At 30.3% G+C, this 14895-nt stretch carries 14 protein-coding genes; 6 read left to right on the top strand and 8 right to left on the bottom strand.

What is annotated here, in order from left to right; genetic code table 11:
• Nucleotides 1-676: 676 nt before the first annotated feature.
• From hpf to fakB1, 4 genes are all read right to left on the bottom strand, one after another.
• Nucleotides 677-1240 carry a ribosome hibernation-promoting factor, HPF/YfiA family gene (gene hpf, locus J3R86_RS03295; protein ID WP_207518051.1) on the bottom strand — a complete coding sequence of 188 codons (564 nt, stop codon included), beginning with the start codon at nt 1238-1240 and terminating at the stop codon, nt 677-679.
• A gap of 60 nt (nt 1241-1300) precedes the next feature.
• Complete coding sequence (locus J3R86_RS03290) at nt 1301-1975, bottom strand: ComF family protein (RefSeq protein WP_207518050.1); 675 nt, start codon at nt 1973-1975, stop codon at nt 1301-1303.
• Nucleotides 1968-3050 carry a DEAD/DEAH box helicase family protein gene (locus J3R86_RS03285; protein WP_242685744.1) on the bottom strand — a complete coding sequence of 361 codons (1083 nt, stop codon included), beginning with the start codon at nt 3048-3050 and terminating at the stop codon, nt 1968-1970. The genes J3R86_RS03290 and J3R86_RS03285 overlap by 8 nt, the downstream gene beginning before the upstream one ends.
• Nucleotides 3051-3499: 449 nt before the next feature.
• A complete protein-coding gene (gene fakB1, locus J3R86_RS03280; RefSeq protein ID WP_207518048.1) occupies nt 3500-4366 on the bottom strand; it encodes a fatty acid kinase binding subunit FakB1 in 867 nt (288 codons plus the stop codon).
• A gap of 144 nt (nt 4367-4510) precedes the next feature.
• Between fakB1 and J3R86_RS03275 the strand changes: the two genes are divergently transcribed.
• On the top strand, nt 4511-5152 hold the full coding sequence (locus J3R86_RS03275) for a YigZ family protein (protein WP_207518047.1): 642 nt from the start codon (nt 4511-4513) through the stop codon (nt 5150-5152).
• A gap of 157 nt (nt 5153-5309) precedes the next feature.
• On the opposite strand, the gene J3R86_RS03270 is transcribed toward J3R86_RS03275, so the two are convergent.
• A complete protein-coding gene (locus J3R86_RS03270; protein ID WP_207518046.1) occupies nt 5310-6377 on the bottom strand; it encodes a glycosyltransferase family 4 protein in 1068 nt (355 codons plus the stop codon).
• Nucleotides 6378-6991: 614 nt separating this feature from the next.
• On the opposite strand from J3R86_RS03270, the gene gdpS reads away from it, so the two are divergent.
• The 4 genes from gdpS to pepT all read left to right on the top strand — a co-directional run bounded on the left by gdpS (nt 6992) and on the right by pepT (nt 10769).
• Nucleotides 6992-8062, top strand: coding sequence for a GGDEF domain-containing protein GdpS (gene gdpS, locus J3R86_RS03265; protein WP_207518045.1), 1071 nt, complete (start codon nt 6992-6994; stop codon nt 8060-8062).
• Nucleotides 8063-8245: 183 nt separating this feature from the next.
• Nucleotides 8246-9007, top strand: coding sequence for a threonine/serine exporter family protein (locus J3R86_RS03260; protein WP_002463833.1), 762 nt, complete (start codon nt 8246-8248; stop codon nt 9005-9007).
• A 17-nt stretch (nt 9008-9024) separates the two neighbouring features.
• Nucleotides 9025-9519 (top strand): threonine/serine exporter family protein, encoded by a 495-nt coding sequence (locus J3R86_RS03255; protein ID WP_207518044.1) that lies wholly within the window; start codon nt 9025-9027, stop codon nt 9517-9519.
• A 14-nt stretch (nt 9520-9533) separates the two neighbouring features.
• Nucleotides 9534-10769 carry a peptidase T gene (gene pepT / locus J3R86_RS03250; RefSeq protein ID WP_207518505.1) on the top strand — a complete coding sequence of 412 codons (1236 nt, stop codon included), beginning with the start codon at nt 9534-9536 and terminating at the stop codon, nt 10767-10769.
• Between the two features lie 605 nt (nt 10770-11374).
• Here pepT and J3R86_RS03245 read toward each other — a convergent pair.
• The 3 genes from J3R86_RS03245 to J3R86_RS03235 all read right to left on the bottom strand — a co-directional run bounded on the left by J3R86_RS03245 (nt 11375) and on the right by J3R86_RS03235 (nt 14183).
• Complete coding sequence (locus tag J3R86_RS03245) at nt 11375-12499, bottom strand: glycerate kinase (protein ID WP_207518043.1); 1125 nt, start codon at nt 12497-12499, stop codon at nt 11375-11377.
• A gap of 334 nt (nt 12500-12833) precedes the next feature.
• Nucleotides 12834-13154 (bottom strand): bacillithiol system redox-active protein YtxJ, encoded by a 321-nt coding sequence (ytxJ, locus tag J3R86_RS03240; RefSeq protein WP_207518042.1) that lies wholly within the window; start codon nt 13152-13154, stop codon nt 12834-12836.
• Between the two features lie 150 nt (nt 13155-13304).
• Nucleotides 13305-14183, bottom strand: a complete 879-nt coding sequence (locus J3R86_RS03235) for an EMYY motif lipoprotein (RefSeq protein WP_207518041.1) — start codon at nt 14181-14183, stop codon at nt 13305-13307.
• A gap of 119 nt (nt 14184-14302) precedes the next feature.
• On the opposite strand from J3R86_RS03235, the gene J3R86_RS03230 reads away from it, so the two are divergent.
• Nucleotides 14303-14827 carry a GrpB family protein gene (locus J3R86_RS03230; RefSeq protein ID WP_207518040.1) on the top strand — a complete coding sequence of 175 codons (525 nt, stop codon included), beginning with the start codon at nt 14303-14305 and terminating at the stop codon, nt 14825-14827.
• Nucleotides 14828-14895 lie beyond the last annotated feature (68 nt).

The following is a 14895-nucleotide window of genomic DNA, read 5'->3' as shown; positions in this document are numbered from 1 at the left end:
CCTTCAACAATTTATCTTATCATTTATAGATATAAAATTATACTTATTCACTCATTTGACAATTGTATAATAATCTTATAATGACGTATTTCATATCATTAAGTTGTTAGCAAGTTTATTTTATATTAATTCGTTATAAATTACATCCATTTATTCGACTAAAATATAGTATATCCTAACTACAAAGTCTTTTAATCATTTAATCATCACAATCGCTGTGTAATTAATCCCATTTTCAATTATATACATCAATTTACATTATCACAGTATAACTATTTCGTTCAACAATTTGCTTAAGCTATTTCTTGATGACACGCTTATAATTACTTTTTAAAATTGTTACTTACTTTTTGTTATTTCTAAATTTATTATTAAAAGAAGGACTAGTTAACTTCTTATTACTATTACTTAATATTAGTTTATGTTTCAACATCGTAGTGGGAGTGTAACAAAAATAATTTTTTAAAAATTATGTCGTAATCCCATTCTTACAAGACTGACTATGCTTTTAAAATGTGGATTTATCATCATTTTAAAAATCAGACAATTAGTGCAAAATGCTTTTTGTCTCAGGCTCAAGTACCATTTTATTTCTATTTACAATCTATAGTTTGTGATGTTTTTACAACAAAAAAGCTGAGACAACTAAATGCCTCAGCCTTGAATGAATATTATCTTATTGTTCTGTTGTTTGAATAAGTCCATATTTACCATCTTTACGACGATAAACAATACTTGTACCATCTGTTTCTCTATCTGTAAAGACATAGAAATCATGGCCTAATAAATTCATTTGTAGTACTGCTTCTTCAGAATCCATTGGTTTCAAACTGAATTCTTTAGAACGAATAATTTCGATGTCATTATCGTCAGAAGCCTCATTGTCTGCTGGTGCTTCTTGAAGTTCAGCGACAAATACTTCTTGGTCCCCACGATCACGACTCTTACGATTGATTCGAGTTTTATATTTTCTAACTTGTCTTTCAAGTTTACTATTAATTAAATCAATACCTGCATATAAATCATCGTTACGTTCTTCAGCTCTTAATGTTACATTTTTTAAAGGAATTGTTACTTCAATTTTAGTTGCTGAGTTTGAATACGTTTTAACTTTCACGTGTGCTACTGCATTTGGTACGTCATTAAAATAACGCTCCAATTTACCAATTTTTTCCTCAATATAGTTGCGAATTGCATCTGTGATAGTGAGGTTATCTCCATGAATTTCAAATCTAATCATAGTAATCTCTCCTTAAACCTCTTTATTGGTAACTCTTAATTATATATTAACACGTTTATGCTATCGTGCAAACGCAAACACTTTGAATTTTCTGATATTTTTATCGTATAATTTACACCCTGCGTGATGAATCGTTAATCCTGTTGTATAAATATCATCAACGAGCAATATTTCCTTGTCGGTTAAGTCGATATTATCATCAATCGTAAATGGATTGTCCATTGTCATACGTTGATACTTTGTTAAATTATACTGTTTAGGTCTATATTTAGCACAAAGAATATTATCATAATGAATACCTTTAGCTTTCAGTACTTCTCTAATTGGATTAAATGTCCTTTGTCTATCTCGTTCATTTGAAGATGGAATTGGTACTATTAAATCATATGATGTAGACGGAAGTTGAATGAGTTCTGCTAAAAGTTGACATAAATATTGATCTTTTAAAAATTTAAACTGATGTATAATGTCTTTCATAATACCTGTATATTCAAAGTTACAATACAGTTGGTCCATTAATGTGAAGTGTCGTGATAAAAATGCACAATCTTGGCACTCTAGTTCTTCATGGTCCAATATTTTCAAACATTTCAAACATCGCTTGCTATTGTTGTTAATTTTTATTTCCAACAACTGTTGTTGACATGTATCACATAATGTCTTCGTAGCTGTAAAAAAATGATAAACATCATATTGAACTGGTATTTTAGCGTTACAAACTAAACATTTATTCATCTAACCACCCTTTTTGACGTGCCAATTTATTCATCATAGCAATATTTCTTTTAGCTCTAAGCATTTCTAAAGTTACACCTTGATGTAAAAACCAAACATGCCCACTAGTAGATTGTAATTTCCTACCTACTCTACCTGCAATTTGAATTAATGCCGCTTCATTAAAAGTATGTGAATCGATGACAATAACATCTAGCTTAGACATGGTAAAGCCTCGTTCCAATATTGTAGTCGTAAATAAAACTTGATAGTCACCTTTTCTCAATCGTTCTACTTTTTCAAAACGAAAAGCATCAGAACTATAAACATAAGTTAAATTGTTCAATATTTGTTGATAAGTTTGATACGTTGTAATCATAGTATCTATATTGTTAAAGAAAACTAATGTAAAACGTTGACTTCGAATTTGTTGCATGATCATGTTTAATAATAAAGTTTGTCTTTTGTTTGGAGTTAATTTGAAATATTTAAAAGAAGGGAGTAGTAATGGTTGTCTATGAAAACGCGCAGGTAATTTAACTATATTGTTTGTCGGAATGTTACGCAATAACTGCTTGGGAGGTGTTGCAGTCATATAAATAATTGTGCATGTTGTTTTAGTAGCGCTCTTAATCGTCTGTTGTAATGAAGCATCCATTGATAAAGGAAAAGCATCTACTTCATCAATAAACACTACATCAAAATGACCTTTAAAGCGATACAATTGATGTACTGTTGCAATAATAAAATGTCCATTAAATTGTTGTTGCGACTGTTGATGCAAAATGTCTATTTCTTCATCTTTAAATGCTTCTTTAATACGTTGGCTAATTTCAATCACCACATCAACTCTTGGAGATACTATAGCAACATTGTCTCCATTTTGTCTTGCTTGCTGTATCCCTTTAAACATCATTTCAGTTTTGCCAGCTCCTGTAACTGCATATAATAGAACAGTTTGCCTTATCTTAACAGCTTCCACAATTATATTTGAAGCATATTGTTGTTGTTCAGATAACTCGAATGCTAGATCATAACACGCTTTAGATGAGACATTGACACTTTGAATGCGTCGATAATGTGTTACATTATCCATTCGCCCTAATTGTATACAGTTTCTGCAATATATAATTTTATCATTGGTAATATCAGATATATAACTATGAAAATGACTTGGCAAATCACTTTCACATTGAATACAAAAGTCTCTACCCTTTTTCTTTATAACACCAGGACTTATAGATTGAACTTGTTCAGTAGTTATTATTGTTTGAGGATGGATTAATTTTCCATAATGTTTCAATTTATCACCTTTTAAATATATACATATAATTTTTCATAGTTCTAAGGAAAAATTTTAAACATCTTATTTTCTTTTTTATACAGTTATAATATTAAAATCAAACTGTCTAAATTAAAAAAGCCTATATATTAAATGCTAGTGGTATTTAAACTATTAATTTAAGGTTTGAACCTCATCGATTAACAGTTATACGCATAATCATTTAATAATATAGACTTTATAACTATTGATTAAATATATTGTTACGTTAACCTAATTTTTCTTCCTACATAACCTAAACCTAATCCACCAGAACCTAAATGTGCTGCTACTACTGGTCCAAATTCTGAATATGCAACTTGATAGTTATTTGGACATTCAGATTGTAATTTTTTATATAGTGCTTGACCATCTTCAAAATGATCACCATTAATTACAAACAAAGTAACTTCATCATAATCTTTAACAATATCTAAAATTTTATTTTCTAGCGCTTGAATGGCACGTTTTTTAGTACGTACTTTTTCATCAGGTACAATTTTACCATCGTCAAATTTAAGTACAGGTTTCATTTTCAATAAAGTTCCAACCCAGGCTTGTGCACCTGTGATGCGTCCACTTTTTTGAAGGTTCTTCAAATCATCAACAATTAAATAAGCGCCTGTATTATTGCGCATATCTAATAAATCATCAATAATTTGTTGTGGCTCATATCCTTGTTCGACCATTTCAATTGCACGTAACACATAGCACCCTTCCATCATCGTTGCAAGCTTACTATCAAATGCATGGATATTAATACCATCAACCATATCACCAGCTTGCTTAGCAGACTGAAAACTTCCACTAATACCACTAGATAGGCACACGACAATAATATCAGAATAGCCTTGTTCTCTTAATGATTCATAATTAGATAACCATTCTCCAATGGCAGGTTGACTTGTTGTTGGTATTGTTTGCGAATTTGACATTTGACTATAAAAATCGTCCATATTTATATCAGTTTTTTCAGTGAAATTTTCACCATTATCAAAAGTCACGCTCAAAGGTGCTATCGGAATATTATATTTATCTATTAACTCTTGCGACAGATAGCTTGTAGAATCAGTCATTACAGCAATCTTCATAGTCGTCCTCCTCAATTATACTCATAGTCATAATACAATAATTTCACTAAAAAGAAAATGCTAATCAAAGGATTTATAGTTATAAGCTCATCAGTGTATAATAAAGATTAATAGCCAAAAGTAGATATTAGGTAAGGAGTTATTATGACAAAACATATTATTACAATTAAACAAGAACATACAATAGAAAATGTAATTAATAAGTCTAGATTTATTGCTCATATTAAACCTGTACAATCTGAAGATGAAGCAAAAGATTTTATTAACACCATTAAAGCAGAACATAAAGATGCAACACATAACTGTTCTGCTTATACAGTTGGTCCTGAAATGAATATTCAAAAAGCTAATGACGATGGTGAGCCAACTGGTACTGCAGGTATTCCTATGCTCGACATTTTAAAAAAGTTAGACATACATGATGCTTGTGTCGTCGTCACAAGATATTTTGGTGGTATTAAATTAGGTGGTGGCGGCTTAATTCGTGCATATAGCGGTGCTGTTAGAGACGTTATTTACGATAGTGGTCGTGTTGAATTGCGTGAAGCTATTCCTTGTATCGTGACTTTAAATTACGATCAAACTGGTAAATTTGAATATGAACTTGCTTCAACTTCATTTTTATTAAGAAATCAAAGTTATACTGATAAAGTCAGTTATCATATCGATGTTGTTAAAAGTGATTATGAAGACTTCATCAATTTCTTAAATAAAATTACTGCAGGAAATTATGATTTAATTGAAGAAGATCCTAAATTATTACCGTTTGATATTCCTACAACATAGTGCTAAACATATGTTCAATCATTGATTTAAATTTTAATATCAACCAGTATAGTCATAAAATCAATTAAAAAACTCTAGTAATACTATATCGACTCATCCTATTCAAAGATCAGTATGATAGAACTATTACTAGAGTTTAATTTATATATCATCACTATTATTCTTTATATTGATGTGTTTTGTTGTTTGTTTTACGGCTAATTAAATTCAAAATCGGTCTATAATTATTATCAATTAAGCCAGTAAATTCGACAATAAGTTCAATTGAAAAAATAATCAAAATAAACATAAAGATAACTCCAATTGGAGGAGAAACATAAAGAATGATACTAGACAAACTAAACAATATAGATATGGAATAAATTAACAATACTGTTTGTCTATGTGTATAACCTAACGCTAACAACTTATGATGCAAGTGTGACTTATCTGCTTGCATAATATGTTGTCCTTTTTTAACTCTACGAATCATAGCAAATAAAGTATCGATAAAAGGCACTGCTAAGATGACTATCGGGAAGAATAAAGCAATGATTGTAATGTTTTTAAAACCTAATAATGATAAAAACCCTATTATAAAGCCAATCATTAACGCCCCACTATCTCCAAGAAATATTTTTGCAGGGTGAAAATTATAAAATAAAAATCCTAATAATGATCCAAGTAAGACACAACAAATCATTGTTATAAAGATATTAGCTTGTAAAATCGCAATAAATCCTATAGTCATTAATCCAATTGCTGAAACTCCGGAGGCAAGACCATCTAGTCCATCAATCAAATTAATAGCGTTTGTAATAGCTACAATCCAAATAACAGTAATTGGAACACTTAAAAAGCCAAAATGTATCGTCGCACCCATGGGTAATGAAATAAAATCAATCGTTACACCATAAAATGCAACCACTAAAGCAGCAACGATTTGGCCAGCTAATTTAATATATGGTTTTAAATCATATATATCATCGATGAGACCTAATAAATACATAATGATTGCCCCAATGATAAGGGGTTTAACTTCTGATTCAATAGGCTTGCCAATCCAAATGCCAATTAAAAAAGAAAATAAAATCACTGTACCACCCATCATTGATATAGGTTTAGTATGTACTTTTCGAAAATTTGGTTTATCTACTAAATTTAAACGCTTTGAAATTGCAATAACGATTGGTGTTATAATTAAACTTACAATCATTGTTACAGCAATAAGGAGTAATGTAACCATTTATTCACCTTCATCAATATAAATTATTTTAGAGCTAGTTAGATTTTTAATCTTTACTAGCTCTTGCCCAACCTTCATTGCCTGAAAAAACTGGATAACCAGTTTTTCTATGTTGGTCCCTGCATTGCATGTTAGAGTTTCTGCTATCTAATGTAGCTAGAAAATCTTATGCAGTTTATTATGAATTAATAAACTGTAAACCTTTTTCACATCAATTGTAATCCTTTTTAATTTTTCTATGTCGGATTCTACTTAACCTGGCAAGACTAACTAGTATAATAAAACATTGATAGATCATTATTTATAAGCCAGAAAGTTACACCTATTTACATCATATTAACTATATAATGCTGTTGTTCCAGGCTTATACTATATATCATATGATATTTTCATTAATGTATTTATCTATATATCACTTTATTTTAATATGCAACTATTTTCATTAATATCGTTTATATTTATTTATGTAAACAAATTATTTTCTAATCATAACATTTAAGTGAACATTTTAACATTAATGTCACTAGATTAAGTTATTTTATCTGTTAACTAATGACAAAATGTAAGTTTTCACTTACAATAGCTAGTGGTCAATTAAAGGAGTCGATTAAGATATGTTCGAAGCTTTCATTTATAATATATCTGTTATTGTCGCTGGTATATATTTATTTCACAGATTACAGTATTCCGAAAATAAACGCATGGTTTTCTCAAAAGGATATGTAACTGTTCTCATGACAATTGTTTCATTATTATTATCAGTATACCCTATTCCATATAGAGGTGAGTACTTAATACATTTAACATTTGTTCCGTTATTATTTTTAGGTCGTTACACTAATATGGTATATACACTATCTGCAACGGTTATTGTATCCATTGTTGAAATTGTTGTCTTTGACAATTCAATTATGTATGGCGTTACTTTACTTGTTATTGCAGCAGTAACTAGTGCTATTGGACCATTTTTAAAACAAAATGATATTATTGCGTTACTCATTCTTAATGTTATTACAATAATTATATTATTTGGAATTGCACTTGTCAGTCCTTTATATAGTTTAAATGAAGTGATAATTTTAATTCCAATGTCACTAATTATAACTTTAGCTTCTGCAATCACTTTTGTAGACATTTGGCATTTTTTCTCATTAGTCAATCGCTATGAAAATGAAGATAAGTACGATTACTTAACCGGTTTAGGTAATGTTAAAGAATTTGATCGTCATTTAAATGAGGTATCTCGTAAGGCTGAACAAGACAACCAAAGTATCGCATTATTATTAATTGATATCGACGGCTTTAAAGATGTCAACGATACATACTCACACAAATCAGGTGATGCAGTATTAAAACAAATGTCACAACTATTAAAAAATTATGTACCAACTCAATTTAAGATTTTCAGAAATGGTGGCGAAGAATTTTCAGTTGTTATCGCAGGTTATACTTTAGATCAAAGTGTTAGACTTGCTGAAAATATTCGTTCTGGAGTAGAAAAATCATCATTCCACCTTCCAGATAAAGAAGTCATTAAATTATCAGTATCAATTGGTGTCGGTTATTTAACTGCTGACGACCCAAAATCACAACGTAAAGTTTTTAAAGATGCTGATGATATGGTACATGTAGCAAAAAATGAAGGACGAAACAAAGTAATGTTTAATCCAATCATTCAACTGTAAATAATTTAACTGCTAATGTAATTTTAGCGCTGTCATGAAATAGCGTTAACTTTTATTAGCAGTTTATTTTTTTATTTTAGCTCTCTATGTAATTAATACCAACTGTCTATTGAAAGTTGGCATAACAAGTTGTAAACTTCAATTATTCAAATTTTTAAATTATTTATTGTGGAGGTGACATGTATGCCTGATTCAATCACTATCATTGATGAAAATAAAGTGATTGACGTAGTGTTAATAGCTGGAAGAATTTTACTTGAATCCGGTGCAGAAACATATCGTGTTGAAGATACTATGAATAGAATTGCTCATAGTTATGGGCTTCATAATACATATAGCTTTGTTAGTTCGACTGCGATTATTTTTTCTTTAAATGATCGAACGAATACACGCTTAATTAGAATACGTGAACGTACGACTGACCTTGAAAAAATTGCATTAACTAACAGTTTATCCCGTAAAATTTCAAACCAACAATTAACTATTGATGAAGCTAAATCAGAATTTATTCATTTACAACATGCATCACTACAATATTCATTCATTATGAACGTTTTTGCCGCTGCTATAGCATGTGGTTTCTTCTTATTTATGTTTGGTGGCGTAGCTTCAGACTGCTGGATTGCTGTTATTGCTGGTGGTGCCGCATTTTTAACTTTTAGTTTTGTGCAACGTTATATCCAAATTAAATTCTTCTCAGAATTTGTTGCTGCTGCAGTTGTTATTTCTATTGCAGCTACCTTCACTAAATTAGGAATAGCAACCAATCAAGATATTATTACAATTGCAAGTGTGATGCCTTTAGTACCTGGTATTTTAATCACTAACGCCATTCGTGATCTGTTAGCTGGTGAATTATTAGCTGGTATGTCACGTGGTGTTGAAGCAGCACTCACTTCATTCGCCATCGGTGCTGGTGTAGCCATTGTACTTTTATTATTATAAGAAAGGACTGTTAAATTATGCTATTTTATTTATTCCATTTTACAATCAGCTTTATTTCAACAGTGCTTTTTTCGATTATTTTTAATGCACCAAAGCGCTTGTTACCAGCTTGTGGTTTTGTTGGAGCTGTAGCTTGGACGATCTATCAGTTTACCGTTGACTTAGACTTAGGAAAAGTTGGCGCCTCCTTTTTAGGAAGTTTGATACTTGGTTTAATGAGTCATACAATGAGCCGTAGATATAAACGACCAGTAATTATTTTTATTGTACCCGGAATCATACCTTTAGTACCTGGGGGTTTAGCTTATCAAGCTACAAGATACCTAGTGTCGAATAGTTATACAGCAGCTATTAATACGTTTTTAGAAGTAACATTAATTTCTGGAGCTATTGCCTTCGGTATATTAGTTTCGGAAATTCTATACTATCTATACACTCGCATGAAACATTTATATGGTAAAATCAAAGGTAAAACTTACAAAAAGTCTTATAACATGAATAATAGAGTTTAAGGGGACCTGAAATGATGAAAGCACAATTGATTGATAGATTAACTAGATATGTCAAAATTGATACACAATCTGATCCAGCGTCATCAGCAACACCATCAACTGACAAACAATGGGATTTATTGAATTTATTAGCTCAAGAGTTGGAACAAATGGGTGTTGCCACTGATCTCGATGATAATGGATATTTATTTGCAACACTTGAAAGTAATATTGATTATGACGTTCCTACGGTAGGATTCTTAGCTCATGTCGATACGTCACCGGATTTTAATGCAACCAATGTCAATCCACAACTCATTGAAAGTTATGATGGCGAAGCTATTCAATTAGGTGACACAAGCCGTGTATTAGACCCTGCAGTTTTTCCTGAATTATCAAATTTAAAACATCACACATTAATGATTACTGATGGTACTTCATTACTTGGCGCTGATGACAAAGCTGGCGTTGTTGAAATTATGGAAGCTATTCAATATTTATTAGAACATCCTGAAATCAAACATGGTAAGATTCGTATTGGCTTTACACCCGATGAAGAAATTGGACGTGGTCCTCATAAGTTTGATGTTAAACGTTTCAATGCCGATTTCGCTTATACCATGGATGGTAGTCATTTTGGTGAATTGCAATATGAAAGTTTCAATGCTGCTGAAGCTACTGTTACATGTCATGGCGTAAATGTTCATCCAGGCTCTGCCAAGAATGCTATGGTCAACGCTATTAAATTAGGAGAACAATTTGATAGTTTATTACCAGATACAGAAGTACCTGAACGTACTGATGGTTACGAAGGATTCTATCATTTAATGAATTTTTCAGGTAATGTTGAAAAAGCTACATTACAATATATCATTCGTGATCATGATAAAAAACAATTTGATTTACGTAAAAAGCGCATGTTAGAAATTAGAGATGATATTAATGCCCATTTTGAAAATTATCCAGTCAAAGTAGATATAAATGATCAATACTACAATATGGCTGAAAAAATTGTACCATTGCAACATATTATCGATATTCCAAAACGTGTCTTTGCCAAATTAGACATTACACCTAACACTGAGCCAATACGTGGTGGAACTGATGGTTCTCAATTATCGTATATGGGCTTACCTACACCAAATATTTTTACTGGTTGTGGAAATTTCCATGGTCCATATGAATATGCATCAATTGACGTTATGGAAAAAGCTGTTCAAGTAATCGTTGGTATCGTTGAAGAAGTTGCAAGTAACAATAGCAACAACTAATATCAAATCATACTAAGATTAAAAGCCGTAAATAGAAGTTATAGTTGAAACAATAGTGTTTCAGTTACCTCTATGTACGGCTTTTTTGAGTTTTCAAACTGAGACAACAAAGATTCTGTAATAAACTTTTGTTGTTGTCAGTAACTATCTGAGCCTGGGACAAAATGTATTTTACACTTAAATTTAAGCATTTGGCAGTAACTGTCTGGTTTTCAAAGCGTTGATAAATCACCATTTTGAAAACCTAGTCAGTCTTGCCAAGGAGAATGGATGGGACGCAACATAGAAAAAATGGTTGCCAGTTTTTTCAAGCAATGCTGGGACCCGTCATAGAAAAAATTAAGGATTACAGTTGATACTATTAGTGCAACTGCATTGGGACCCAACACAGAGAATTTCACCAAGAAATTCTACAGGCAATGCAGGGACCCGTCATAGAAAAATTTTATAACTAAAATTTTTACTTTAATGTGCAAGACGGTCAAGGTTGGGCAAAAGCTACTAAAGATTAAAATCTAACATAAAGGATTACAATTGCTTGCTAGCGCAACAATTGCATAAGAGCTAGTAAAGATTAAAAATCTAACTAGCTCTAATTGGTTTTATTATTTTGTAGTATCAAACGGTGTTTTCAATAATTTTAAAGCTTGAACGGTATAATGTCTGATTTGAATACCCATTTTAAAATCTGTATAGCTATCAGGCATATCAATAAAAGTATTGAACATTGCTGTTACACCTTGTGATTCAAATAAATCAAATTTTTCAGGCGTCGCACAAATAGCGATAGATACTTTATGATACTTCTGACATAGTTCTGCTATTCTTAATGTCGTTGTTTCTAACAGATGATCTTTTTCATTTAATCCTTCGCCAAAGATAATTAAATCTGCTTGTTCTACTAAATGATCAAGATGCGTTAATTGATCAACAAGTTCATGACTTGTTAATATTTCTGCTTGATACAGTCCTCTTAGAACAGCAGCAATACCGCCTCCTGCACCGCCACGTTCAACTGGACCTATTGCTAATCTCAATTCACTTTTGAATAATTCACTGAAATACCAAACTAAATTATCTATTTCTGCCGCTTCATTATGACTTAAATGATGACTTTTATATGTTTGCATGATTTCACTATTTTTACCATACATTTTACTAGAGAAATCTGACATCAATTGGATACGAGCAGATGCTAATTTGGGATGAATATTTGTCATATCAATCCTTCTAATATATTTAATACGACTTGCTCCTTGAGATACATCAACAACACGTGCCTCATCATCATAAAATGTAGCGCCTAATGCTTGTAACATACCGGCACCAGCATCAAAGCTATCTATACCGCCTAAAGAAATAACAATATGTTGAGCATCATTATCTAAAGCATGTTTAATCATCTCACCTAAACCGTAACTTGAACGTTGCTCAATTGGTTTGTGACCTTTTAAAAACAAGTTACCTTCAATGACCGTCATCCCTGAATCAGTTTGACCATAAACACCTTCTACTGCATTCATATCAGCATCGTGTACTGGTATACGGTATCTTTCTCCTGATTGCCATAAAAATACAGAATCTAATAGTTCATGTCTCCCATTAAATAAGGGGACTTGTACAACATCTGCAGTTTCTATTTGACTTGCAACTGCTTCTTCAACATATCTATTTGCTTGGTAACTGGAAATAATTCCATTAAATTCATCCATTGCTACTAATACTTTCATTAATATAACCACCTTTGTACTTATTTGTGATTTGTTGTGTATTAAACGTTCTCTTTTTAACTAATTACTACAATGAGAATTTTTAAATTATATAATAAAGATTGTTCTGATATTTGATTAATCTATTATTTTGTATCATTCATATGTTAATTTCAAATACATGTTAACATTATACAGACTTTTAGGATATTTTTCATAATTAAAAGCTAACTCAATCAATTAAGAAAAGCCTGAGACAATATATTGACCCAGGCTCTACTTGTACGATTAACATGATTAGATATCATTATAACCTATAATATTATGCTATATGACTTCATCATTACACTTAAAGTTATTCTTCAGCTTGTGCTAATGACGACACATTTATATCACTATGGTCTCTATTCCAAACCACTTCACCATCTACAAAATAAAATGCTTGTGGTGATTCATGTTTAACATTTGTTTTGTCCGCAATATAATCCGATAATTCTCGTTCTTGTTGTACGATTAAGTAATATCCATCCATATCTCGTTCATATAAAAATTTATTAAATTGATCATATGCATTAGCTGAAATAGGACATGTATCACTATGTTTTAAAACAAATACATATTTATTTTCTGTTATTACTTGTTCAAACTGATCGATCGAACTTAGCTTTATAGCCACCCTTTTCACCTCAATAAATAATTATCACATTTAAATAACGACTCGCGTGACATCACATTTGTTTTCAATCTCAATGTTTACCATTATACACATTGTAAGATGTCATGTTAACAGTTAATGTAAAATTTTTAAATTTGAATACTATTTCTATTATTGTTCTTTTACTTTTTCTAATTTCTTTTCAAAAGCTTTATCGTCCTTAATTATATCTTTACCCTCTTTTGGTAGTTTATCTACATCAATCTCAGATAATTTATTACTTACTTTGATCGTTTCCAAACGTGTATTGTAATAATTTTGTAAACTATAATACATTTCAATAGCATTTTTTCTCGCATTATTGACATTTTTATCACTAATATTAGTTTGGTTAATATCAGCTATTTGCTTATCAATAAGCGGTATAATATCATCTTTAATAACTTCTTTTGCTTCATTGTCATCGACATCTTTTAACTTTTTACTCGCAACTTTTTTCAGTGCTTCGTTATTTTTTTCTATTTTACTAGTTAATGTATTAGCTTCATCTTTATCTGAAGCTTTTTTGATTTCACTTTCAACTTTATATCTATTATTTTCAAATTGCTTTGTATAATCTAAAATATCTTCATTATATTTAATCGATTGATTACATAAATCAACAAATGATTTTAATTGCTCAATATCTTTCTTTTTACTTCTAAAAATTGTCAAATAATCTTTTTTTAATGATTTAGTCTTAGCAGTTTTACCAGGTAATTGTTCAACAGCTTTATCATATTGTTTAAACTTAGGCAGCATTTGTTGATTAATTCTTTGTTGTAGTGCTTTAAATTCTTTACTATTTTTATCAGTTGTATCTGTTTTACTTAGTTGATCTAAATTTTTAAAATGTATGTTATCCATTTCTTGACGTAATTCTTTATCTTTTTGTTTAACCTTTGTATATTGATTATCAAATTTTGCAATGTCTTGTTGTTCTTTATTACTACAAGCATTAGCAGTAATTATAATTATCAATAAACAAAGTGGTATAAGAAATTTTTTCATAGATGCACTCCTAACAGATTCATTATACAAAAACATGTTTATTATGAAAATAAATTATGGTATAGTATTTCAGACTTTTACGTGTAATACGTTTAGTTTTGATACTAAAGGAGAATATCATGTATTCAAATATACAACCATTCATAACAACTCAATTAAATATAAATTATAATCAACAATATAACTTAATTAAATCAACGTTATTAAATTTATTAGATAGTCCTGTTCAATTTACTAAACATATAGGTGGTACACGACACTTCAACTATGCTACTGAACCTATTTTAGATATTTTAGTAGGTGTGAATAATTTACACGATATTACTGCTCTTGATGAAAAACGCCTTAATTATGTTGGCTTTTATCGACTCCATCATAAATATCATAAAAAAGTAGTTATGGCTAAATTTAATAATTTGAAAGATTTAAAGCAGCAAGTTCGTTTGCATATAGTTCAAATTAATTCACCTAAATTCCAAGCGTATATAGACATCGATCATTTGTTAGCTACAAATAATGATATTGCCATGGAATTCAATGCAAAAAAACAACAGATATTAAATTATACAACGAGCATAGGACAATATGAACAACAAAAACAACAATACTTCGACCAATTGTATAAGAAAGTTCTAGCAAACTAAAACAATATACATTATTAATTATTATCATAAGATATTTTCAATTTTCGCAAATGATTTTTAAAATTGGT

It is taken from the genome of Staphylococcus simiae, from assembly GCF_017357005.1.
GTDB lineage: Bacteria > Bacillota > Bacilli > Staphylococcales > Staphylococcaceae > Staphylococcus > Staphylococcus simiae_A.
Note: the sequence above shows the minus strand (reverse complement) of the source record. Positions and strands in the feature narration are given on the sequence as shown.

Excerpts from the sequence above, each read along its gene's own strand:
- hpf (WP_207518051.1), bottom strand. The coding sequence starts at position 1,240 with ATGATTAGATTTGAAATTCATGGAGATAACCTCACTATCACAGATGCA.
- J3R86_RS03285 (WP_242685744.1), bottom strand. The coding sequence starts at position 3,050 with ATGGATAATGTAACACATTATCGACGCATTCAAAGTGTCAATGTCTCA.
- J3R86_RS03255 (WP_207518044.1), top strand. The coding sequence starts at position 9,025 with ATGCTATTTTATTTATTCCATTTTACAATCAGCTTTATTTCAACAGTG.
- J3R86_RS03290 (WP_207518050.1), bottom strand. The coding sequence starts at position 1,975 with ATGAATAAATGTTTAGTTTGTAACGCTAAAATACCAGTTCAATATGAT.
- J3R86_RS03230 (WP_207518040.1), top strand. The coding sequence starts at position 14,303 with ATGTATTCAAATATACAACCATTCATAACAACTCAATTAAATATAAAT.
- J3R86_RS03275 (WP_207518047.1), top strand. The coding sequence starts at position 4,511 with ATGACAAAACATATTATTACAATTAAACAAGAACATACAATAGAAAAT.
- J3R86_RS03245 (WP_207518043.1), bottom strand. The coding sequence starts at position 12,499 with ATGAAAGTATTAGTAGCAATGGATGAATTTAATGGAATTATTTCCAGT.
- gdpS (WP_207518045.1), top strand. The coding sequence starts at position 6,992 with ATGTTCGAAGCTTTCATTTATAATATATCTGTTATTGTCGCTGGTATA.
- J3R86_RS03270 (WP_207518046.1), bottom strand. The coding sequence starts at position 6,377 with ATGGTTACATTACTCCTTATTGCTGTAACAATGATTGTAAGTTTAATT.
- pepT (WP_207518505.1), top strand. The coding sequence starts at position 9,534 with ATGAAAGCACAATTGATTGATAGATTAACTAGATATGTCAAAATTGAT.
- fakB1 (WP_207518048.1), bottom strand. The coding sequence starts at position 4,366 with ATGAAGATTGCTGTAATGACTGATTCTACAAGCTATCTGTCGCAAGAG.
- J3R86_RS03235 (WP_207518041.1), bottom strand. The coding sequence starts at position 14,183 with ATGAAAAAATTTCTTATACCACTTTGTTTATTGATAATTATAATTACT.
- J3R86_RS03260 (WP_002463833.1), top strand. The coding sequence starts at position 8,246 with ATGCCTGATTCAATCACTATCATTGATGAAAATAAAGTGATTGACGTA.